Raw genomic sequence first — 22,513 nt, 5'->3', positions numbered from 1 at the left:
GGGCCAGCCGGCCCCGCGGCGGCGCTCAGGCCGGACCGCCGTGCAGGGCGGCGAAGGCCTGCTCGAGATCGGCGATGAGGTCGGCGACGTCCTCCAGACCGATGTGAAAGCGCACCGCCGGTCCGCCGAGGGCGAGCGGCGCCGCGGTGCGGGTGACGCTGCCGTAGGTGGGCAGCGCCAGGCTCTCGAAGCCGCCCCACGAGGCGCCTATCCCGAACAGTCGCAGCGCGCCCACCATGTCGTCCACCCGTGCCGGCGTGAACTCCGGGCGGAAGACCACGCCGAACAGGCTGCAGGCGCCGCTGAAGTCGCGCTGCCACAGGGCGTGGCCGGGGGCGCCGGGCAGGGCGGGATGCAGCACCTGCAGCACCTCGGGCCGTGCGGCGAACCAGCGTGCCGCCTCGAGCCCGGCGGCCATCTGGTGCTGCAGGCGCACGTTCAGCGTGCGCAGCCCGCGCAGGGTCAGCCAGCAGTCGTCCGGGCTCGCATACTGGCCATGGAGCAGCGCAGTCTCGCGCACCGCGTGCCAGTCCTCTTCGCTGTTCGTCACCAGGCTCCCGAGCAGTACGTCGGCATGACCGCCGGCGTACTTGGTGAGCGCCTGGATGGATACGTCCACTCCGTGGCGGAAGGGCTGGAAGAAGTGCAGCCCCCAGGTGTTGTCCATCAGCACCTTGATGCCGCGCGCGCGCGCCGCCGCGGCGAGCGCAGGCACGTCCTGCACCTCGAAGGTGTGCGAGCCGGGGCTCTCGAGGTAGAGCACCCGAGTGTTCGGCCGCAACAACGGCGCGAGCTCGGCGGCGCCGATCTCCGGCCGGTAGTAGCTCACCGCGACCCCGTTGCGTTCCACCAGCACGCGGTCGCAGAAGGCGCGCACCGGCCCATACACGCTGTCGGGCACCAGGCAGTGATCGCCGTGGCGCAGGTAGGCGAGGAGGCCGGTGCAGTTCGCGGCGAGACCCGAGGAGACGATCTGGCAGCGGCTGCCGCCCTCGATGTCGGCCAGCAGGTTCTCCAGCGCGTGGTGGGTGGCATTACCGTACAGGCCGTACACGAGGTACTGGTCGAACTTGTGGCGGGCGGCCTCGCGGCGCGCCTCGGGTGACGGTACGAGCACGGTGGAGCCGCGATGCAGTGGCGGGTTGACGAAGCCGTGCACCCGGGTGCCGGGCCGGCCCAGGTGGGAGAGTCGGGTGGCGAAGCGGTCGTCCGCGCCGGGCTCGGCGCCGGCCGACACTTGCTGGCTGTCCTTGTCCTTCATGGGTCTGCTCGCTTCGAGACTCGGGAGGCAGATGATGACACGAAGCGTACGGCCTTTCCGGGGTCGCTCGCCGCAGCGCCGAGCGCAACGGTGCAGGTCGAATCGGTCTAGGAAGTGCGCAGACGATTCCAGCGCGGTTTGCGGGCGCGTTCGGTGGCCACGCCATGGGGATATCGCGTCCGGCTTATCGCTGCTTGCGTTTTTTTCATGGAAAGTCCGGCGATATGGACTCGAAGCGCAGCGCAGGCCGTCGTATGATGGAGTTGCTGTGTTGCAGCATCCGCCGCCCTTGAAGACCACACGGTTTCATGCGGCACCGCGGTTTTTCGATTTGCTCGCCCGTTGCGAGGAGCGCATATGAATTCCATGATCACCGTCGATGGCAACGAAGCGGTCGCATCGGTCGCCTTCCGCGTTTCCGAAGTCATCGCGATCTATCCGATCACGCCGTCTTCCAACATGGGCGAACTGTCCGACGACTGGGCGGCCCAGAACAAGACCAACATCTGGGGCAGCGTGCCGAAGGTGGTCGAGCTGCAGTCCGAGGGTGGGGCGGCCGGCACCGTGCACGGTGCCCTGCAGACCGGCGCACTGGCGACGACCTTCACCGCGTCGCAGGGCCTGCTGCTGATGATCCCCAACATGTACAAGATCGCCGGCGAGCTGACGCCGACGGTCTTCCATGTCGCCGCCCGCGCGCTCGCCACCCATGCGCTGTCGATCTTCGGCGACCATTCGGACGTGATGGCCACGCGCGCCACCGGCTTCGCGCTGCTCGCCTCGAACTCGGTGCAGGAGGCACACGACCTCGCCGCGATCGCGACCGCGGCGACGATGAACGGCCGCGTCCCGGTGCTGCATTTCTTCGACGGCTTCCGCACCTCGCACGAGGTCTCCAAGGTCCACGCGATCGACGACGAGGTGCTGCGCGCGATGATGTCGGACGCGCGCATCGCCGAGCAACGTGCCCGCGCGCTGTCGCCCGACCATCCGGTGATCCGCGGTACCTCGCAGAACCCGGACGTCTTCTTCCAGGCGCGCGAGGCGCAGAACCCCTGGTTCGACGCCTTCCCTGGCCACGTACAGGACGCGATGGACCGCTTCGCCGAGCTTACCGGTCGCCAGTACCACCTGTTCGATTACTTCGGTGCGCCCGATGCCGAGCGCGTCCTCGTGCTCATGGGCTCGGGCGCCGACACGGTGCACGAGACCGTCGAACACCTCGTGGCGCAGGGCGAAAAGGTCGGCGTGCTGAAGGTGCGGCTGTACCGTCCCTTCGCGCCGGCGGCGATGCTCGCCGCGCTGCCCGCCACCACCCGCGCGATCGCGGTGCTCGACCGCTGCAAGGAACCCGGCGCCGACGGCGAACCGCTGTTCAAGGACGTCATCGTCGCCCTCGCCGAGGATGCCGCCGGCGATGCGCCGCGCTTCGCCGCCACCCCGAAGGTGATCGGTGGCCGCTACGGCCTCGGCTCCAAGGAGTTCAACCCGGCGATGATCCTCGGCGTGCTCGACGAGCTCGACGCCGCCCGGCCGCGCCGGCGCTTCACCGTCGGCATCGCCGACGACGTCAGCGGGCTGTCGCTGGGCTGGGATCCCGCCTTCCGCACCGCCGCCTCGCGCCAGGCCTTCGCCGCGGTGTTCTACGGCCTGGGCTCGGACGGCACGGTGTCGGCGAACAAGAACTCGATCAAGATCATCGGCGACGAGACCGATCTCTACGCCCAGGGCTATTTCGTCTACGACTCCAAGAAGTCGGGGGCGATGACGGTTTCCCACCTGCGCGTGGGACCGGTGCCGATCCGCTCCGCCTACCTCACCGGCGACGGCGACGCCCGCTTCGTCGCCTGCCACCAGCCGGTCTTCCTCGAGCGCTACGACTTGCTGTCGCATGCCGCGCCGGGGGCGGTGTTCCTGCTCAACACGAGCGTGCCGGCCGATCAGGTGTGGGCTTCGCTGCCGGCGGCGATGCAGCGCCAGATCATCGACAAGCAGATCCAGATGCATGTCATCGACGCCTGGAAGGTGGCGGACGAGGCCGGCATGGGGCGGCGCATCAACACCGTGATGCAGACCTGCTTCTTCGCCATCTCGGGCATCCTGCCGCAGGAGCAGGCGATCGAGGCGATCAAGGCGGCGGTGGAAAAGACATACGGCCGCAAGGGCCGGCGCATCGCCGAGCTCAACTACCGCGCGATCGACCGCACGATCGCCGGTCTGTTCCGCGTGGCGGTGCCCGCCGAGGTCGGCGCGGCCGCGGCCGCTGCCGAAGCGAGCGTGCCCGGCATGCCGCCCGCGGGTGACGACGAATTCGACCGTTTCGTCCGCGATGTGACGATGCCGATGATCGCCGGCAAGGGCGATGCATTGCCGGTGTCCTTCTTCCCGCCCGACGGCACCTGGCCGACCGGAACCGCGCGCTTCGAGAAGCGCAACATCGCGCTCGAGATCCCGGTGTGGGAGGAAGACCTGTGCACCCAGTGCGGCAAGTGCGTGTTCGTCTGCCCGCACTCGGCGATCCGCGCCAAGGTCTTCGTGCCCGAGGACGCCGCAGGCGCGCCCGACACTTTCAAGCACGTGCCCACGCGGAGCAAGGACTACCCGGCCGGCTCGCGGGTGAGCTATCAGGTCGCGCCCGAGGATTGCACCGGTTGCACCCTGTGCGTGGACGTGTGCCCGATCCGCGACAAGTCGAACGTCTCGCGCAAGGCGCTCAACATGGCGGAGCAGCCGCCGCTGCGTGCTGCCGAGGTCGAAAACTGGAACTTCTTCCTGACCCTGCCGGAGTACGATCGGCGCAAGCTCAAGCGCGGCACGATCCCGGCCTCCATGATGCTGCCCTCGCTGTTCGAGTTCTCGGGCGCCTGCGTGGGCTGCGGCGAGACGCCGTACATTCGGCTCGCGACCCAGCTGTTCGGCGATCGGATGATGGTGGCCAACGCGACCGGCTGCTCGTCGATCTACGGCGGCAACCTGCCGACCACGCCTTACACCACCGATGCGCAGGGGCGGGGGCCGGCCTGGAACAACTCGCTGTTCGAGGACAACGCCGAATTCGGACTCGGCATGCGCCTCGCGACCGACCAGCTGGCCGAGGCCGCACGCCTGCAGCTGCGCGGGCTTGCCGACGAGGTCGGCGCCGACCTGGTTGACGCCCTGCTCGGCGCCGACCAGCACGACGAGGCCGGCCTCCACGAGCAGCGCGAGCGGGTCGCCGAGCTCAAGGCCCGGCTCACCCGCATCGGCACGCCGGCGGCGGATTCGCTCGCCGCCCTGGCCGACTACCTGGTGCGGCGCAGCGTATGGATCATCGGCGGCGATGGCTGGGCCTACGACATCGGTTTCGGCGGCCTCGACCATGTGCTCGCATCGGGCGAGGACGTGAACATCCTGGTTCTCGACACCGAGGTGTACTCCAACACCGGTGGCCAGAACTCCAAGGCGACCCCGCTCGGCGCAGTGGCCAAGTTCGCCGCCGGCGGCAAGCCCACGCGCAAGAAGGACCTCGCCCGCATTGCGATGGACTACGAGAACGTGTTCGTCGCCAAGGTCGCCTACGGCGCGAAGGACGTGCATACGCTGAAGGCTTTCCTCGACGCCGAGAGCTACCCGGGGGTGTCGATCATCATCGCCTACAGCCCGTGCATCGCCCACGGGGTCGACCTCTCGCACAACCTGCATCAGCAGGACCTGGCGGTGAAGTCCGGTCACTGGCCGCTGCTGCGCTACGATCCGCGCCGTCGCGAGTCGGGGCAGAATCCGTTGTCGGTCGACAGCGCGGCGCCGAGCGTGCCGTTCCGCGAGTTCGCCGGCAACGAGGCGCGCTTTACGGTGCTCGAGCGCCAGCATCCGGAGGCGGCGGCGCGTTTCATGGCGCAGGCCGAGCAGGACGCGCGCGATCGCCACGAGGAATACGTCGGACTGGCGGGCCTGCCGCTGCCGGGCCTGGCGGCCGAGGAAGAAGCCGAGAGCAAGGGAGAGAGCAATGCCTGACCTGTCCACCCGTTACCTGGGACTGAAGCTGAAGAACCCGCTCGTACCGTCGTCCACCCCGCTCAGCCGCCAGCTCGACAACGTGCTGCACCTGGAGGATGCCGGCGCCTCGGCGATCGTGCTGCACTCGCTGTTCGAGGAAGACGTGCGCAACGAGGAGTCGATGCTCGAGCGCTTCCTGATGACTCCGGACACCTTCGGCGAGGCCGCCGGCCACCTGCCGCAGCGTGACGCGTACGTCAGCCAGCTCGACGGCTATCTCGAGCACATCCAGCGCCTCAAGTCGCGGCTGTCGATTCCGGTGATCGCCAGCCTCAACGGCTCCTCGCTGTCGGGCTGGGTCGAACTCGGACAGGAGATGCAGGAGGCGGGCGCCGACGCGCTCGAGCTCAACGCCTGGTACCTGCCGGGCGACGCCGACCTCTCGGGGGAAGCGATCGAGGACCGCTATCTAACCCTGTTGCGCGAGCTCAAGGGTCGGGTGACGATCCCGGTGACGATGAAACTGTCGCCTTTCTTTTCTTCCCTGCCGCACTTCGTGCGCCAGGCGGAGGCGGCGGGCGCTGCGGGGGTGTCGCTGTTCAACCGCTTCTTCCAGCCCGACATCGACCTCGAGAACCTGAAGGTGGTTGACCGTGCCCAGCTGTCGACATCGGCGGACGTTCTGCTGACGATGCGTTGGATCGCGATCCTGCGCGGGCGCAGCGGGCTCGGCCTCGCCGCCACCGGCGGCGTGCATACCGCCGGCGACGCGCTGAAGATGCTGCTCGCGGGTGCGGACGTGGTGCACATGGCGAGCGCGCTGCTGCTGCGCGGGCCGGCGGCGCTGAAGGAGGTGCTCGACGGGATGCGGACCTGGCTCGAAGAGCGCGAATACGAGTCGATCGAGCAGCTCAAGGGCTCGATGAGCCAGCAGAACATGGCCGACGCCGGGGTGTTCGCGCGCGCCGCCTATCTGCAGGCACTCCAGAGCTTCACCCCGCCACCGGGCGTGCGTTACTGAGCCGGCGGCGTCAGCCGGCTCAGGCGCCGCCCGCGCGGCGGCGCAGCGCTTCGAGGTAGTTCGTGGCGTTGGGCGGGGCGCCGTTGCGCTGCGCGTCGAACAGCATCTCGCCGAGGCATTCGAGGGCGTCGTGCATCGCATCGTGACGATTGCCGCGACGTGTGCAGGCGGCCTCGAAAGCGGCGCGGATGCCCGGCGGCTGGTCGATCGACAGCTGCTCTTCGACCGCGAGGTGCAGCGACATGTGGAGGAAGGGGTTGATCTGCCCGTCCTCCGGGGTGAACTCGCGGCCGATCGAGTCCGGGTCCTCGATCAGGGCGTGATATTCGGGATGCAGGCCGACGATGTCGGCGGCGATCGTCTCCATCGCGGTCAGCACCTCACTCTCGCGACGCTTGCGCCAGGCGGTGATGAAGAAGTTGCGAACCTCGTCGCGGCTGGGATTGAACATTGCGGGTGATCTCTTTTGGTTGGGGTTTCGGGCTCAGGCCGTCTTGTCGCGATACAGGCATAGATCGCGCACCGTGCATTCGCCGCAGCGCGGCCGGCGCGCGGTGCACACGTAGCGCCCGTGCAGGATCAGCCAGTGATGGGCGTCGAGCAGGTACTCCTTCGGCACCCGCCGCAGCAGGGCGTGCTCGACCTCGAGCACGTCCTTGCCGGGGGCCAGACCGGTGCGGTTGGCGACGCGGAAGATGTGGGTGTCTACCGCCATCACCGGCTGGCGGAAGACCGTGTTGAGAACGACGTTGGCGGTCTTGCGGCCGACGCCGGGCAGGGCCTCGAGGGCGGCGCGCTCGGCCGGCACCTCGCCGCCATGACGCTCGAGCAGCAGACGCGACAGCGCCAGGGTGTTCTTCGCCTTGTTGCGGAACAGGCCGATCGTCTTGATGCGCTCGGCGATGCCTTCCTCGCCGAGCGACACCATCGCCTCCGGCGTGGGCGCATCCGCGAACAGCTTGCGGGTGGCGAGGTTGACGCTGCGGTCGGTGGCCTGCGCCGACAGCACCACCGCCACCAGCAGCTGGTAGGGCGAGGCGTATTCGAGCTCGGTCTGCGGCGCGGGATTGGCCTCGTGGAGGCGGCGAAAGACTTCCCGGATCGCCTCGAGCCTCATCTTCGCCATCGTCAGCTGGCGGCGGCTGCGGTCTCGCCGGCCTCCTGATCGGGCGCTGCGGGCGGCGGCTCGCGACGCGCGCGCGCGGCCAGCCGGGCGTTGATCGCGTTGTAGGCGGCGATCAGGCAGCCGAGCGCGAAGAAGGCGCCCGGCGGCAGGATGGCGAGCAGGAAGCCCGGATAGTCCTCGCCGAATACGTTCAGCGCTTCGGCGCCCGGGATGATCATGTCGATGCCCGAGAGCAGCGTGCCGGCGCCGATCAGCTCGCGCACGCCGCCGAGCAGGGCGAGGACCCACACCAGGCCGATTCCCATCATGAGGCCGTCGACCGTGGACGCGAGCGGACCGTTCTTCGCCGCATAGGCCTCGACGCGCGCGAGCACGATGCAGTTGGTGACGATCAGCGGGATGAAGATGCCGAGCACCAGGTAGAGCGAGTGCATGTAGGCGTTGAAGGCGAGGTCCACCATCGTGACCAGCGCCGCGATGATGAGGATGAAGACCGGGATGCGGATCTCGTAGGGGATGAAGTTGCGCAGGCTGGCGACCGCGAGGTTGGCCACCGCCATCACCAGCACGGTGGCCAGCCCGAGGCTGACCGCGTTCACCACGCTGGTGCTGACGGCGAGGATCGGGCACAGGCCGAGCAGCTGGGCGAGGCCGGGATTCTGCTTCCACAGGCCGCCCCAAGCGACGTCGCGGAATTGCTGTCGGGTCATCATTGCGTCTCTCCCTGCAGGGTGCTGCCCGCGGGCGCGGCGAAAAGCGCCTGGCGGTGGGCGGCCGCCCATGCGGTGGCGCGGCCGACCGCGCCCACCACCGCGCGCGCGCTGATGGTCGCGCCGGTGCGGGCGTCGAAGCTGCCGCCGTCCTTGCGTACCGCCCAGCGCGCCGGGTCGGTGTCGACCCAGGAAATACCGGCGAACTGGCCGATCCAGGGGGCGATCTTGTTGCGGTCCTTCTTGGGATCGATGTAGTCGCCGAGGCCCGGCGTCTCACGATGGCTGGTGACGCGCACGCCGGAAACACGGCCGTCGTCGCGCACCGCGTTCACCAGCGCGATCCGTCCGCCATAGCCGTTGGGCGCCACCGCCTCGATGACCAGCGCGACCGGCTCGCCCTCCATGCGCGCACGCCACACGCGGCCGCCGTCGATGCCGAGCGCCGGCGTGCGGCCGAGCAGGACGAAGTCCTCGAGAAGCGCGTTGTCGTAGTCGTCGCGGGGCAGAACCTCGTCGATCAGCCGCATCTGCTCCTCAAGCTCCGACGCTTGGATCGCCGGCCGTGTAGCACGGTAGGTGAAGGCCATCATCGAGGTGAAGACCAGGCTGAACAGCACCATGATCGCCGCCGTGCGCAGCGAGGTGCGGAAGGTCGTGTAGCGGGTGTCGCTCATCGCGAGCCTCCGCGGTGGCCGAACACGGTGGGCTGCGTCTTCATGTCGATCAGCGGCACGCACATGTTCATCAGCAGCACGCCGAAGGCGATGCCGTCAGGGTAGGCGCCGAAACTGCGGATGAGCCAGGCGATGAGCGCCACGCCGATCGCGAACAACAGTTTGCCGCGCGGCGTGGTGGCGCCCGACACCGGGTCGGTGAGGATGAAAAAGGCGGCGAGCATGCTGCCGCCGCTGGCGAGGTGGAACAGCGGGCTGGCGTGGGTGGCCGGATCGGCGATCCAGAACACCCCCGAGATCGCGAGCAACGCGGCGATGAACAGCACCGGCATGTGCCAGGTGATGACCCGGGTGGCGAGCAGGAAGAGGCCGCCGGCGAGGTAGCCGAGGGCGATCCATTCCCAGCCACGGCCGCCGGCGACGCCGAACTCCGTGCCCTGCTGCAGTACCGCGTCGGCCGCACCACCGGCGCGCATGCCGCTGCGCAGGGCGTCGAGCGCGGTGGCGCCGGTCACGCCGTCGAGTTCGCGCGCGCCGCCGAGGATCAGCGCGAGCTGGGCCGCGAAACCATCGGCGCCGGGCATCGGCCACTGCGACATCAGCGAGGGGTAGGCGACGATCATCGTGCAGAAGGCGATCATCGCCGGGTTGAAGGGATTCTGGCCGAGTCCGCCGTACAGGTGCTTGGCGACGAGGATCGCCACCAGCACAGCGAACACCGTCAGCCACCAGGGGGCGAGCGGCGGGAAGCTGAGTACCACCAGCCAGGCGGTGACCACCGCCGACAGGTCGCCCAGGGTCGGCTGCAGCGGCCGCTTGCGCAAGCGCATCACGAGGGCTTCGGCCGCCAGCGCCGTGATGGTGGCGAGCGCGAGCTGCACCAGGATGGCCGCGCCGAACTGCCACGCATAGGCGGCGATGCCAGGCACCAGCGCGAGCAGGACGAGGAACATCACGCGCTGGACGCTGGCGTTCCTGCGGATATAGGGAGAATGGATCATCTGGCGTCGGTCCCGGGAGTCGCGTCCGCGCCGGCCGGCGCCTGCTGCGTAGCCTGGCGGCGGGCTTCGATCGCGTCGATCTCGGCCTGGGTTGCGGGACTCAGGTTGTCGGTGTTCTTCGGCGCGGTGGCCGCCTGCTGCGCCTTGGCACGGGCGAGCGCGGCTGCGATCAGCGCCTTCTTGGGGTCTTCCCCGGCGGGCGCGGGTTCGGCGCCCGCGCCCTCGGCGTCGAGCTTGGCGCGCGTCGCGGCCGCCTTGGCGGCGAGCTTGGCGGCCTTTTCCTCCTTCTCCCGTTCCTGCCGGTAGTTGCGGAACTCGAAGCGCTCGCGCGCGAGGTCGGCTGCGGTTTTTTCCCGCTCGCGCGCCCAGATCTCGCTCTTGGCGAAGCGGTAGTAATCGACCAGCGGGATGTGCGACGGACAGACGTAGGCGCAGCAGCCGCATTCGATGCAGTCGAACAGATGGTACTCCTGCGCCTTTCCGAAGTTCTTCGCGCGGCTGAACCAGTAGAGCTCGAAGGGCTGGAGCTCGGCCGGGCAGGCACGCGCGCATTCGCCGCAGCGGATGCAGTTCTGCTCCGGCGGGGCGGGCGGGAAGAGGGCGGGGGAAGCGGAGATGACGCAGTTCGAGCCCTTCACCACCGGCACGTCGAGGCGCGGCAGGGCGAAGCCCATCATCGGTCCGCCCATCACGTAACGGTCGGTATCGGGCTTCGGGCCGGCGAGCGGGAGCAGCTCGTCGACCGGCGTGCCGATCAGGACCTCCCAGTTCCCCGGGCGTTCGACGTTGCCGGTGAGGGTCAGCACGCGCGACACCAGGGGTTCGCCATGGTCGAAGGCGCGGTACACCGCATGGGCGGTGCCGACGTTGAAGCACTGCACGCCGAAATCGCCGCCGAGCTTGCCATAGGGGATCTCGATGCCGGTCAGCACCCGGATCAGCTGCTTTTCACCGCCGGCCGGATAGATCGCCGGGATCGCGATGACCTCGATGTTGCCGCCTAGAGCTCCCGCAGCCGGGCGCATCGCTTCGATCGCTTCCGGCTTGTTGTCCTCGATGCCGACCATCAGGCGGCGGGCGCCGATGAGTTCGCGCAGGATGCCCGCACCGGCCAGGATGTCGGCGGCGCGCTCGCGCATCAGGCGGTCGTCGCAGGTGATCCAGGGTTCGCACTCGGCGCCGTTGAGGATCAGGGTGTCGACGCCGCTGCCGGTGCCGAGTTTGACGTGGCTCGGGAAGGTCGCGCCGCCGAGGCCGACGATGCCGCAATCGCGCAGCCAGCCGAGGGCGTCGGCACGGGTCGCGTGACGCAGATCGAAGGGCTTGCGCTCGATCCAGCGGTCCGCGCCGTCGGGCTCGATCACCACGCAGCGCGTCTCGAGGCCGGAGGGGTGGGCCATCACATGGCGGCCGAACTCGACCACCGTGCCCGAGGTCGGCGCGTGCACCGCGGTGCCGAGGAAACCCTCCGGCTCGCCGATGCGCTGACCCTTGAGCACCTTCTCACCCGGCTCGACGATGCAGCGCGCCGTGGCGCGGGTGCTCTGGCGCAGCGGGACGACCAGCCGACGGGGCAGCGGCGCCTGCTGGATCGGCGACTCGGAGGACTCGCGCTTGTGACCGTTTGCCTTGATGCCGCCGTGGAACTGGAACAGGCGCGCGCTCATGCCACCCTCCTGATTTCGGTCACCGGATACTTCCACTTCCAGGTCTGCACCGTGTCGGTTACCGGCACCATGGCGATGCAATCGACCGGGCAGGGGGCGACGCACAGCTCACAGCCGGTGCACAGGGGCTCGACCACGGTGTGCATCTGCTTGGCCGCGCCGACGATCGCGTCCACCGGGCAGGCCTGGATGCACAGCGTGCAGCCGATGCAGGTCCGCTCGTCGATATGGGCCACCGACTTCGGCTTCTCGACGCCGTGCTCCTCGGACAGCGGCTTGAACTCGCGTCCGAGCAGGTCGGCGAGCTTGCGGATGCCCTCCTCGCCGCCCGGCGGGCACTGGTTGATGTCGGCGTCGCCGTTGGCGATCGCCTCGGCGTAGGGCTTGCAGCCGGGAAAGCCGCACTGGCCGCACTGGGTCTGGGGCAGGATCGCGTCGATCTTCTCGACCAGGGGATCCCCTTCCACCTTGAAGCGGATCGCGGCATAGCCGAGCGCTGCGCCGAGCACGATGGCGATGCCGGTCATGACGATAAGGGCGGTGAGCATCGGTGGGGTTCTGCCTGAAGGGCGCGGCACTTGGGCCAGGGTTGATCGGGGGCGCAGCCTGCCGGGGGCTCAGTTGAAGCGATCGAGGCCGGCGAAGCCCATGAAGGCCAGGCTCATGAAGCCGGCGGTGATCATCGCGATCGCAGTGCCCTTGAACGGCGCCGGAACGTCGGCACCGTCGAGCCGCTCGCGGATGCCGGCGAACACGATCAGCGCCATGGTGAAGCCCACCGAGGAGCCGAAGCCGAACAGCAAGGATTCGAGCAGGTCGTGCTGCATGCCCACGTTGAGCAGCGGCACCCCGAGCACCGCGCAGTTGGTGGTGATCAGGGGCAGGTAGATCCCGAGCACCTGGTGCAGTAGCGGGCTGGTCTTCTGGATCACCAGTTCGGTCAGCTGGACGATCGCGGCGATGACGACGATGAAGGACAGCGTACGCAGATAGGCGAGATCGAAGGGCTGCAGCAGGTAGTGGTCGATCAGGTAGCTGGTGCCCGCGCCGAGCGTCAGCACGAAGGTCGTCGCCGCGCCCATGCCGACCGCGGTCTCGAGCTTCTTGGATACGCCCATGAAGGGGCAGAGGCCGAGGATGCGGACGAAGACGACGTTGTTGACGAGAACCGCGCCGATGACGATGAAGATATAGCTGCTCATTTTGCGCAGGCCGGGAGTAGTGCGTGAATTATCCCCCGCACTGCAACATTGCTCAAGCTTGCCGTGCTTTGGGGGCTCGCGGCCGGGAGCCGCTCAGCGCAACGGGGTGTCGGGTGGCGGCAGGCTCTCGCGGCGGAAGGGCCAGTTGCCGCGCCGGCGGTCCTCGAAGAAGTGGCGAAGGGTGATCGCGATGGTGCGGAAGGCGATCTGCTCCCACGGGATGCTCGCCTCGTCGAACAGGGCCACCTCGAGCGACTCCTCGCCCGGGCGGAAGTCGAGGTCGAGCAGGCGTGCGCGGTAGATGATGTGCACCTGGCTGATGTGCGGCACGTCGATCAGCGTGTACATCTCGCCTAGCTCGATGCGCGCGCAGGCCTCCTCGGCCGTTTCGCGTGCCGCCGCGTCGGCGGTGCTCTCCGCGTTCTCCATGAAGCCGGCCGGCAGGGTCCACATCCCGTGGCGCGGCTCGATCGCACGCCGGCACAGCAGGATGCGGTCTTCCCACTCGGCAAGCGCACCCACCACCAGCTTGGGATTCTGGTAGTGGATGGTGCCGCACGCGGGGCAGACGTGGCGAGGCAGGGAGTCGCCGGCTGGAATCCGGAACTCGAGCGGGCTGGCGCAGTTCGAGCAGTAGTTCATGCGGCGATGGACAGCGGGCTCAGGCGGTGAGTTCGAGCAATGCGGCGAAGGCCTGCTCGAACTGCGCCAGCCCTTCCTGCTGCAGACGCTCGCCGACGACGTCGAGGTCGATGCCGAGGGCGGCGAGCGCGGCGTAATGCGCCCGTGCCGCATCGACATCGCGCCCCAGGGTGTCGTCGACCTGGCCATGGTCACGCAGTGCCGCGAGGGTGGCGTCGGGAAGGGTGTTGACCGTCTCGGCGCCGATCAGCGGCTCGACGTAGAGCAGGTCGCTATAGGCCGGATTCTTGGTGCCGGTGCTCGCCCACAGCATGTACTGCGGCCGCGCGCCGGCGGCGCGCAGGGCGTCGAAGGCGGGGCCGTGGAAGCGCTCGAGATAGCGCTGGTAGGCGAGCTTGGCGGTGGCGACCGCGCTGCGTCCGCGCAGCGCGAGGGCGTCGCCGCCGAGCTGCTCGAGGTGCTTGTCGACCAGGGTGTCGACCCGCGACAGGAACAGGCTCGCCACGGACATCACCGCGACGGCTTCGCCGTCGGCCGACCGCAGGCGCTCGAGGCCGCGGACATAGGCAGCGGCCACGGCGTCGACATGCGCGAGCGAGAACATCAGGGTGACGTTGACGCTGACGCCGGCGCCGATCAGGCGCTCGATCGCGATCAGGCCCGCGGCGGTCGCCGGGACCTTGATCAGCACGTTGGGCCTGCCCACGGCGGCCTTCAGGCGCAGGCCGGCGGTGACCGTAGCGTCGGCGTCATGGGCCAGCGCCGGCGATACCTCAAGGCTGACGTAACCGGCGCGGCCGCCACTTTCCGCGTGAAGCGGGGCAAGCAGCTCGCAGGCGCGCTGCACGTCGGGGATCACCAAGGCCTCGTAGCGCGCCTCGGCGTCGAGCGGTTCGCGCTTGAGCGCGGCGAGGTCGTCCTCGTAGTAGCGGCCGTCGGCGATCGCCTTATGGAAGATCGCCGGGTTGGTGGTCACACCGGCGACGCCGTCGTCGGCGATGAAGCGGGCGAGATGGCCGTCGTTGAGCAGGGTGCGGGAGAGGTTGTCGAGCCAGATCTGCTGGCCGTGCTGGTGGACTTCGAGCAGCGGATTCATCGTGGTGCGGGCCGGGCGGGTTGTGGAGCGGAGCAGGGATTGTGCCCGGAAACGCACGGCTTTTGAGCATTTTTGCGTGCCGGCGCAGCGGCCGCGCGCCTCATGCAGCCGTCGTGATCCCCGTCGCGGTCTCATCGGCCCAGCCGAGAGCGCGCGTCACCGCGATGAAATCCGCCGCGGGCGGTGCGTCGATGCCCAGCGGCTCGCCGCTGACCGGGTGGACGAACGCGAGCCGGGTACATGCCAGCAGCAGGCGCTGACTGGCGAACAGGGTTTGGAACAGACGGTTGTGGCGACCCTTGCCATAGGTCGCGTCGCCGATGATCGGGTGCGAGAGGTGCTTGAGGTGGCGGCGGATCTGGTGGCGGCGACCGGTCTCGGGTTCGAGTTCGAGCAGCGCATAGCGGCTACTCGGGTAGCGGTCTACGCGGTATGGCAGCTCGGCGATGGCGAGCCGGCGGAAGCGGGTCAGCGCGGACTGCGCGGCGGGGGCTGCGCCCTGTTCCGTTTCGGCGATCAGTTCGGGATCCTCGTCCTCCTCCGCCACGCTCGCACGCGGCCGCCGCGGGGCGTGCCGCGGACGGGCGGCGGGGTCGACGGGGCGCACCAGCGGATGGTCGATCGTCCCCTCGCTCGCGGGATGGCCGCGCACGATCGCGAGGTAGCGCTTTTTCACCCGGCGGGTCTCGAACAGCGCGCCGAGGCTGGCTGCGGTATCGCGATCGAGGGCGAACAGCAGCACCCCCGAGGTGCCGCGATCGAGCCGGTGCGCCGGATGAACGCGGCGGCCGATCTGGTCGCGCAGCAGCTGGACGGCGAAGCGCTCCTCGCGGGCGGCGATCGGACTGCGATGCACGAGCAGGCCGGCGGGCTTGTGGATGGCGATCAGGCAGTCGTCGCGATACAGGATCTCGAGCATGCGGGCCGGGCGGCGATGGGGAACGGCGGCATTGTATCCGCCCGCGCCCGCCGTCGGCGGGCGCAAAAAAAGCGACCGCCGGGGCGGTCGCTTTCAGGCCGGCGGACGACGGGCGTCCGCTGTTTCTGCACAATATATTCGTAACAGGCAACCCAGCATTCATGCGGCTTCTGCGACCCCACTTTTCCGGATTATCTTCGAAATTATCGTAACGCAGGACCCCCGTTAGGCCTTCAATAGAACGCGAGTGGCAATATATTCGTAACACCGCGTGCCGTGATTCCAAACTCCGATGGCACACGCAACGACCGCGAGGGACATGCTTCATCGGTTGGACTTTCGCTCTTGGCTTCACCTCTGACGTCGCGATGATGTGGGGCTCCTACTCGGCCATTACGGCCGGCCACGCCCCGTCAGATGAGAGGCTGCGGTACGGCGTAGACCTAGCGGCCACCGCTTGCGACGTCTGAACGACTAACAACTAGGGCACTCATTCTCCCGTCGAGCGTGGCATCTTGCCCTGCAGGTTGTTGACCCAACGGTAACGGACTGGGTCCTCGCGTAGCAGGAATGCCTTGATTTCTTCGCGCCTTGCCGGATCTGCGCGAAGGAAGATGCCGCGTAGATCGTAGTCGATTGTGCGCTCGGTTGCCCCGCGCTCGATCGCTTTGGTGTACCAGTCGCGGGCTATGTCGTAGTGCCCGAGTTCGAAGTTGACGGCACCGAGTAGGGTGCAGGGGCGGAAGTCGTTCGGCGTGAGTGCATGGGCCTGATTGCCGAGGCTCAACGCATCGTCTAGGCGTTTCAGATCGCGCATGACTCCTCCGTGGGTCGTGGCAATCGCCGACCTCAACTTCGGCGGTTTCTGTCGCTCTGAAGGGATCGAAGTGAGCAGATCGTCGGCTTTTCGGGCCTGCTTGCACTTGCGGAAGTGCCCGCTTGCGTTGACTGCGTTCCACGGGTCGGATGTCCGCCGGTACTCGCTGGCGTAGAACTCGCCCTCGCGTTCGTGGAAGGCTGCTTGGAGAAGATCGCTGTAATAACCCTGGCCCTCAGTCGTCAGCCATAGCACATCATCGTCTGACAGGCGGTTGCCATCATCGAAGCGACGAAGGATATTCATCAGCCGAGGAAAATGGGCTTGCTCGATGAAGATGTCGATGCCGTAGCGGTCTCGGAGTGCCCGGTTCTTCATCTTTGCGATGTATTTGGGATCACTCTCCCGCGCCAGACGGGCTGCTTCCTGTTGTGCCCAATACTCGGCTTCGCGTGCCTTCTGTTCGGCGGCCTTGGCCAGCATGGATTCGTGTTTGGCGTGCCGCTCGGCTTCGGCCGTCTGTTCGCGCTTGGCCTGTTCCGTTTTAGCGAGTGGCCGAAACGTTTCATACGCGATCTCTCCTCGGGCGAGTTGCCCAAGGGCAGCGAGGCCCAGTTGCCGCAGGTAGTTCAGTCCGTTCGCAGTGAGCGGACGACCCTCCTGAAGTTTGTCGAGGACGTCGCACAAACGGCTCGCGGGGATGGTGCTGCCCGGAAGGTCGTTTACGAAGTAGTGGTGGGCGAGATCTATCCGGTTCGGCGCGGGCATGAGGAGTGCTAGCTTCCATTTGTTTTGTGCAAGTTGCCGGCAGCTTTGAACGGGGTAGTCCAAAGGGGTGAGGGTGAGTGACGAATGACGGGATGGGAAGGGAGGGGATTATCATTGAAGGGCAACAACGTCTGCGTAACGATAGCTCATGGGCATAGTTCTGTGCCAGTCGTTTGCTCGTTGGTTTCGCCCGGCGGGAAGTCGTCGATTTCAACCCCGCCGATTTCGAGTAGGGAACGGGCGACCTCGCCGGGCTTTTCGCGATTAACCCCTGCGGCTCTGTGCCGTTTCCAGTGGAAATTGACTTCTCAACAAACATGACGATCGGTGGTACAACCGCCCGAACCTGACGCCGACCTTGCGCCCGATGAACACCCAGATCGAAGCCCTCTTCACCACCGCACTTGGCCTGCAGCCGCCCTGGCACGTCGCCAAGGTCGAGCTCAACATAGCCAAGCGGCGGATCGACTTCGAGGTCGAGCACACCGGCGGCCGTGCAACGTGTCCGGCGTGTGGGGCCGAGCACCAGCTGATCCACGATCGGGTGCGGCGCAGCTGGCGTCACCTGGATTTCTTTCAGTTCGAAGCGTGGCTGCATGCCGAGATCCCGCGCGTGCAGTGCAACGGCTGCGGCAAGACCACGCAGCTGCCGGTGCCGTGGGCGCGTGAGGGGAGCGGCTTTACCCTGCTGTTCGAGGCGCTGAGCCTGTCGCTGTGCCAAGAGATGCCGGTGCGCCAGGCAGCCAACCAGTTGCGGGTTGCCCCGAAGCGCCTGTGGCGCCGCGTGCGCCATTACGTCGAGGTGGCCCGCGCCAAGGACGACATGTCGGGCGTCCGTTACGTTGGCATCGACGAGACCAGCGTCAAGCGCGGGCACGCGTACATCACCGTCGTGCATGACCTTGAAGCCAAGCGCCTGCTGTTTGCCACTCCCGGCCGCGATCACGGCACGTTGCAGGCCTTTGCCCAGGACATGCGTGCGCACGGCGGCGATCCGCTGGCCATTGAGCACGCCTGTATCGACATGAGCGCGGCCTACGCCAAGGGAATCGGCCAGTCGCTGCCCCATGCCCGGATCAGCTACGACCGCTTTCATGTCGTGGCGCTGGCCAACGCGGCGATGGACGAGGTGCGTCGCGAAGAGGTGCGTAGCTCGGCGGCAGCGGTGCGCGAAGCGGTCGGCGCACAGAGCAAGAAGACGCTGCGTCAGCTGCTGTGGGGGATGCGCAAGAACCCGGTGAGCTGGACCCGTGCCCAGTTCGAGGCGATGCACTGGCTGCAACGCTCGAATCTGAAGAGCGCGCGCGCCTGGCGCCTGAAGCAGGCACTGCGGCTGGTCTATCGCGATGCAGCCGCGAGCAACAGCGAGGAGATCGCACAAGGTGCCATGAACAAATGGCTGAGCTGGGCGCGCCGCAGCCGCCTCGAGCCCTTCAAGCGGCTGGCCCTCACCCTGAAGGCGCACCTCGGCGGCGTCGTGCGCGGCATGCTCGACGGACGCAGCAACGCCTACGTCGAAGCGATGAACGGCCTGCTCCAACAGACGAAGACCGCCGCCCGAGGCTTCCGCAACATCGAGAACTTCATCGCCATGGCCTACCTGCGCATGTCCAAGCTCAAGCATCTACCGCAGAACCCCCTGGTGCCGGCCGTCGCCCGCGACTACGGGCGCTACCGTCATGTTTGTTGAGAAGTCAATTTCCACTGGAAACGGCATAGAGCCACCCCTGCGGGTGGGTGGCGCGCTTGAGAGTTTGGTCAACTCGCTGAGCACGTAGTCCTTCGCTTCAATTGGCGCTAGCCAATTTTTGAAACGAGGTTGCCACCGTCCGCCTACGCGCTGCATGAGTGACTTGGTGACCGCATTGACGGACGGATCGAAGCTGTTCCATAGGGCGATACCGAATGGTAGTTCGATGAGATCGACGATCCGCCCTCCGACCATGAAGCGAGTTCGCGGTGGCTTTTGAGGGGGCGTGTGCGGTAGGGGTACAGCCGGCAAGGCAAAAGCTGCTTGAATCGCGGCGGAGTGCGCCTCGTCGTGGAGTGCCTTGCCCGACATGGGGCTAATCCAGCGTTTCGCCGTGACGCCTTCAACGACGACGCCAAATAACTCCTCCCAGGACCACTTTTCGCGGTGGAGCTTTGCGATGTCTATTTCGAGCGTCGGGAAGCCGAGCGATTCAATCTTCGTTGCTTTCTCCCGGTCGATGAAGTGGGTGACGGCTACTTCGATGAAGATGACCTCGGTGCCGACCGTGGCGATGATGTCGGGTCGCAACTCGCCGATCTTCCTTTCGGCCTCTATCGTGGCGAAATCGATCCAGGCTTCAGGGCGCGCAGCTTCGGCTGCCGCATGTCGCCCATCGGGGAGCGATGCTGATGCGGTGACTCGCCTTTCTGGAATCGCCATGCCGCCACTTTCGAGCAGCAGCTGTTTAGCGGCGGCGTGCAGTGCTCCCTCTGCCCCGCCGTCGCACTCGGACCCGGATGCGTGGGCAAAGTGCCACTCTCGAACGTCCCCCTGACGGGCAAGGACCGGTTCTTCACAGCAGGGACAGACGCACTCGCATGCCAAGCCGCGGTTGACCTCATCGATCGAACGGATGCGCCCGTTCTTGTCCATTGCGAATGACTGCAGCAAACTGAGCCTTTCCATTTGTCTTACTCCTATTCGTATGGGTACTGCCGGGGTCCATTTTTCCGATCGTTCGCATGGCGAACAGGAGCAAAACGGGGTTCAAACGGGGTTGAACGCTTCGCAACTCGCTGAACTGTTAGAGAAACTTTCTTCAGGCTGGAAGGAGAGTAATCGGCTCGATGTGCAGGTGCTGCGCGCGATCTGCCGGCTTTCGGTTGCTGATCCGGAGCAAGCCACCGACGGTTTTTCCGCGATGGATGTTGCGCTTGAGATAGGTCGTCTCAGGCGGCACGGATGGTCCGATTGCACAGACAAGGATCGGGTATCGGACGACGTTCGTCGGCAGTGGAACAAGTTGCTTGAACTGTGGCCCACAAAGGAGGAAGGCGTTCGGCAGGCGCTGTGCGATGTTGGAGCCGACGTTGTTCCGTTGCTCAACAAGGTTGAGGGAGGGGGCGCCGGGCGAGTCACTCGGTACCGGATCGAGTGGGGTGCCGCTAACGCTAAATCGCGTGCCAAAGAAGCCGTCGAGCCCGAAACTTTCGGAGTGGCTGGAGATGTCCGTTACGTTTGCGAGGATATACAGGACGCGCGCTTTTTCGTGCGAGTGCTAGGGCGTGGTTATCGGCTAGAGGGGTGGAGGCGCGGTCTGCTGCTTGGTGCCGTGATCTCGTCGATCGTTATTTTTGCCCTGATCCTCGTCCTCGTTCTAGTTCAGATGTTGTATTCGAAGTCGGGTGCCGACAGGCATGTCTGGAGCTCGGCGGCAACGTTGTTCGTCTTTGGCATCGTATTCTGGAGTACGACAGGGCGCATCCTGAGACTTGCGGATCGCAAAATCGTAGTTGCGCCGTGGTGGATGCAGTCCGTCGACGATGATCGCCTCTTGGAGCGGCGCGAGCCGCCGCGATTCGGTGATAGGTCCATCAAGGCCGTTCGCTACGCGACGACTTGTCCGATCTGTGCAGGCAAAATCACCGTCAAGACCGGCGGGCTCGAGTTTTGGGGCAGGCTGGTCGGGCGGTGCGAGCACTCCCCCGTCGAACACGTTTTCTCGTTTGATCACGTTACTCGCAACGGGCGATACCTGCGCTCGGTTGAGCTTCGCCGTGAGTGATGAGTTACGTCCGCGCTAAGCGTGACGCCTCGGAGTCGCTGAGAGAAAGTCCCGTTAGCCTGTAACTCGCCCCGGGTCTCGTCGGCATTCAATCGGATGAGGTGAACGCCATGCGTCCCGGAGCATGTCGGAAGTGATGATTGCCGGCGGCTTCGCGTCAGCTGTGATTGAGATGTGTCGCGTTCTCGGCCTCAGCTGCCGGTGGCTTGATGCGTGAAGTCAGGCAGCAATGTGCTGGTCACCTGCCGTTCGGGCGTCATGCATCGGTGAATGACAGCTTCTCCGTCCTGCAAAGTGGAACTGACGCCTCTGAGCTGCCCTCCCCCAAAAGAGCGAAGCAGACATGCGATGCGTGGCCACCTCTATCGACCGGTGACCGTTGATGGCACTATCACCTGAGGCCAAAAACTATTTGGATCGCAGGCAACCCGATTGGCTCCAGTTCTCGAATATCGCCCCCTTGCCAGCCCAGAAAACGCGCTTGGCTTTCGCATTGCCAAGAACAAGGTGGGGTGGCATAACCCTAGCCTTGAGCTTGGTTCCTTCCTAGTTCTTCAGTATGCCCACGGGCTGCACGAAACAGTCGACCTCCCAGCCCAGAGCTTGCGCGAGTCCTGGAAAGCGAACGACACATACTTTCGTTCTGAAGGTGCATTGGCCCAGCCCCCTCTCGCATGCCTACCGATCTACCTCATCACCGTAGGTACAGGTCTGGATGAACGGCTCGTGTATGTTGGTCAAACCAGTTCAAAGTCATCCCGATTCATTGCTGGCCACAAGGCAATCACGCTCCTGCACGCACCTGATTACGAAGGGCAGCGAAAGCGACTGTACCGTTGCTGTGTCGTGCTCCTCTCAGATCGCAAGAAAGAGATCCCCATTGAGTGGGTGACGCCATATGAAGATGGAGTAGCATTCCTCTCAGCGGTTGAGGGCATGCTGATTCACTGGTTTCAGCCTGAACTGAACGTGAGACTCAAGAAAAAGCCACCTTCGATCAAGATTGGTTCAGTCCACATCCAGAATATCACGGGTGATGGCAGCTTTCTCCATGATACTTTCGTCTGGCCATGAGCGGCGGATGCACGTCTCTTATCACGGTCTCAGGCAACGGCCTACCCCTCCACTCGCCTCTGAACTTGGGCGAATTAGCAGGTCAGCATGCAAACGGAAGCAACTCAGCCGAAGCAGACGGTGAAGCTGCATTCCGCGAACGACCGCTGGCAGCGGTCGCTGCCATTGGCTGAAATGAACTTCCGCTGAGTGTCGTCTAACCGTAGCTCGCTCTACAGTACCAGGTATCCCTTCTCAACAAATTCTTCGAACAGTGTCAAAATTGGCTGCCTCTCAATCGGCATGGACCGTCTGGACTGTGCAGCAGTGTTCCAAGTGGTGCTCCGAGTGAAGGCAATAAGCCATAACTGAACAAAACGATCCAAGGGGAAGGCTAGTGGGAGAGGCACTACACGCGCCGTTTGCGCAATTGCTCGACCCAATTGATGGTCTCGACAACGTCCTGAAAGAGGTCGATTCCAGCCCGCGGCTTGAGCAGCCCCGCCTGCTATTTCTGAGAATGCACGCGGAGGAGCCTCAACTCCACGCCCTGGCGGAGTTGTTGACCGACTTGCTGGTCGACTACGCCATCCCGTTGAACAAGCGACGGCAAGCAAATGCCGCCGGTAGCAGTTCGACTACCAAGGGCAATACAGTCATGCATGCTCGGCTGTACCGTGAAGCCAAACGACTACTCATCGAATATGAGCAAGCCAACCAAGGAAGATACGGTGAACTCGGCGAGTTGCTGTCGTACGCGCTAGCCGTGCACCACCTCGGCGCGGCGCAAATCGGGTCCAAGATGGCCCTCAAGACCTCC

The 22,513-nt window shown here is 66.1% G+C and carries 20 protein-coding genes; 6 read left to right on the top strand and 14 right to left on the bottom strand.

Translation table 11 applies throughout. From position 1 onward, the window contains the following. Nucleotides 1-25: 25 nt before the first annotated feature. Entirely contained in the window at nucleotides 26-1,261 is a 1,236-nt protein-coding gene (metC, locus tag BB334_RS00335; protein ID WP_068803190.1) for a cystathionine beta-lyase, read from the bottom strand. A 357-nt stretch (nucleotides 1,262-1,618) separates the two neighbouring features. On the opposite strand from metC, the gene nifJ reads away from it, so the two are divergent. After that, nucleotides 1,619-5,254, top strand: coding sequence for a pyruvate:ferredoxin (flavodoxin) oxidoreductase (gene nifJ / locus BB334_RS00330; RefSeq protein ID WP_068803188.1), 3,636 nt, complete (start codon nucleotides 1,619-1,621; stop codon nucleotides 5,252-5,254). Next, entirely contained in the window at nucleotides 5,247-6,257 is a 1,011-nt protein-coding gene (locus tag BB334_RS00325) for a dihydroorotate dehydrogenase-like protein (RefSeq protein WP_068803185.1), read from the top strand. Before nifJ ends, BB334_RS00325 begins: the two co-directional genes overlap by 8 nt. Before the next feature lie 19 nt (nucleotides 6,258-6,276). On the opposite strand, the gene BB334_RS00320 is transcribed toward BB334_RS00325, so the two are convergent. The 12 genes from BB334_RS00320 to BB334_RS00265 all read right to left on the bottom strand — a co-directional run bounded on the left by BB334_RS00320 (nucleotide 6,277) and on the right by BB334_RS00265 (nucleotide 16,882). Beyond that, on the bottom strand, nucleotides 6,277-6,708 hold the full coding sequence (locus BB334_RS00320; protein WP_068803182.1) for a DUF1841 family protein: 432 nt from the start codon (nucleotides 6,706-6,708) through the stop codon (nucleotides 6,277-6,279). A 33-nt stretch (nucleotides 6,709-6,741) separates the two neighbouring features. Further along, on the bottom strand, nucleotides 6,742-7,374 hold the full coding sequence (gene nth / locus BB334_RS00315; RefSeq protein ID WP_068804353.1) for an endonuclease III: 633 nt from the start codon (nucleotides 7,372-7,374) through the stop codon (nucleotides 6,742-6,744). Between the two features lie 11 nt (nucleotides 7,375-7,385). Then, nucleotides 7,386-8,093 carry an electron transport complex subunit RsxE gene (gene rsxE / locus BB334_RS00310; protein WP_068804351.1) on the bottom strand — a complete coding sequence of 236 codons (708 nt, stop codon included), beginning with the start codon at nucleotides 8,091-8,093 and terminating at the stop codon, nucleotides 7,386-7,388. Beyond that, nucleotides 8,093-8,770 carry an electron transport complex subunit RsxG gene (gene rsxG, locus BB334_RS00305; protein WP_068803180.1) on the bottom strand — a complete coding sequence of 226 codons (678 nt, stop codon included), beginning with the start codon at nucleotides 8,768-8,770 and terminating at the stop codon, nucleotides 8,093-8,095. Before rsxG ends, rsxE begins: the two co-directional genes overlap by 1 nt. After that, the gene (locus BB334_RS00300; RefSeq protein ID WP_068803178.1) at nucleotides 8,767-9,771 is read right to left on the bottom strand and encodes an RnfABCDGE type electron transport complex subunit D; all 1,005 of its coding nucleotides are present in this window, start codon (nucleotides 9,769-9,771) and stop codon (nucleotides 8,767-8,769) included. The genes rsxG and BB334_RS00300 overlap by 4 nt, the downstream gene beginning before the upstream one ends. Beyond that, entirely contained in the window at nucleotides 9,768-11,438 is a 1,671-nt protein-coding gene (gene rsxC, locus BB334_RS00295; RefSeq protein ID WP_068803176.1) for an electron transport complex subunit RsxC, read from the bottom strand. The genes BB334_RS00300 and rsxC overlap by 4 nt, the downstream gene beginning before the upstream one ends. Next, on the bottom strand, nucleotides 11,435-11,986 hold the full coding sequence (gene rsxB / locus BB334_RS00290; RefSeq protein WP_068803173.1) for an electron transport complex subunit RsxB: 552 nt from the start codon (nucleotides 11,984-11,986) through the stop codon (nucleotides 11,435-11,437). Before rsxB ends, rsxC begins: the two co-directional genes overlap by 4 nt. Before the next feature lie 69 nt (nucleotides 11,987-12,055). Beyond that, nucleotides 12,056-12,640 carry an electron transport complex subunit RsxA gene (rsxA, locus tag BB334_RS00285; protein WP_068803171.1) on the bottom strand — a complete coding sequence of 195 codons (585 nt, stop codon included), beginning with the start codon at nucleotides 12,638-12,640 and terminating at the stop codon, nucleotides 12,056-12,058. 93 nt (nucleotides 12,641-12,733) lie between these two features. Continuing rightward, nucleotides 12,734-13,282, bottom strand: a complete 549-nt coding sequence (locus BB334_RS00280; RefSeq protein ID WP_068803169.1) for an NUDIX hydrolase — start codon at nucleotides 13,280-13,282, stop codon at nucleotides 12,734-12,736. Nucleotides 13,283-13,301: 19 nt separating this feature from the next. Then, on the bottom strand, nucleotides 13,302-14,378 hold the full coding sequence (gene tal, locus BB334_RS00275) for a transaldolase (protein ID WP_068803167.1): 1,077 nt from the start codon (nucleotides 14,376-14,378) through the stop codon (nucleotides 13,302-13,304). A 100-nt stretch (nucleotides 14,379-14,478) separates the two neighbouring features. Beyond that, nucleotides 14,479-15,297: a pseudouridine synthase gene (locus BB334_RS00270; protein ID WP_068803164.1), complete on the bottom strand. Its 819-nt coding sequence runs from the start codon at nucleotides 15,295-15,297 to the stop codon at nucleotides 14,479-14,481. A gap of 490 nt (nucleotides 15,298-15,787) precedes the next feature. Then, the gene (locus BB334_RS00265) at nucleotides 15,788-16,882 is read right to left on the bottom strand and encodes a hypothetical protein (protein WP_068803162.1); all 1,095 of its coding nucleotides are present in this window, start codon (nucleotides 16,880-16,882) and stop codon (nucleotides 15,788-15,790) included. 367 nt (nucleotides 16,883-17,249) lie between these two features. Here BB334_RS00265 and BB334_RS00260 point away from each other — a divergent pair, with 367 nt between their 5' ends. Beyond that, the gene (locus BB334_RS00260; RefSeq protein ID WP_068803159.1) at nucleotides 17,250-18,572 is read left to right on the top strand and encodes an ISL3 family transposase; all 1,323 of its coding nucleotides are present in this window, start codon (nucleotides 17,250-17,252) and stop codon (nucleotides 18,570-18,572) included. Here BB334_RS00260 and BB334_RS00255 read toward each other — a convergent pair. Continuing rightward, complete coding sequence (locus BB334_RS00255; RefSeq protein ID WP_068803157.1) at nucleotides 18,507-19,541, bottom strand: competence protein CoiA family protein; 1,035 nt, start codon at nucleotides 19,539-19,541, stop codon at nucleotides 18,507-18,509. The two genes, BB334_RS00260 and BB334_RS00255, sit on opposite strands and share 66 nt — an antisense overlap. Between BB334_RS00255 and BB334_RS00250 the strand changes: the two genes are divergently transcribed. The 3 genes from BB334_RS00250 to BB334_RS00245 form a co-directional block, all read left to right on the top strand. Continuing rightward, nucleotides 19,501-20,640, top strand: coding sequence for a hypothetical protein (locus BB334_RS00250; protein ID WP_158014328.1), 1,140 nt, complete (start codon nucleotides 19,501-19,503; stop codon nucleotides 20,638-20,640). The genes BB334_RS00255 and BB334_RS00250 overlap by 41 nt on opposite strands. A 432-nt stretch (nucleotides 20,641-21,072) precedes the next feature. Continuing rightward, nucleotides 21,073-21,714 (top strand): hypothetical protein, encoded by a 642-nt coding sequence (locus BB334_RS18065; RefSeq protein WP_158014327.1) that lies wholly within the window; start codon nucleotides 21,073-21,075, stop codon nucleotides 21,712-21,714. 376 nt (nucleotides 21,715-22,090) lie between these two features. Continuing rightward, on the top strand, nucleotides 22,091-22,513 hold a 423-nt coding region (locus BB334_RS00245; RefSeq protein WP_198531150.1), incomplete at its 3' end, for a Hachiman antiphage defense system protein HamA.

Origin of the sequence: Thauera phenolivorans (assembly GCF_001696715.1) — a bacterium.
Taxonomy (GTDB): Bacteria; Pseudomonadota; Gammaproteobacteria; order Burkholderiales; family Rhodocyclaceae; genus Thauera; species Thauera phenolivorans.
Note: the sequence above shows the minus strand (reverse complement) of the source record. Positions and strands in the feature narration are given on the sequence as shown.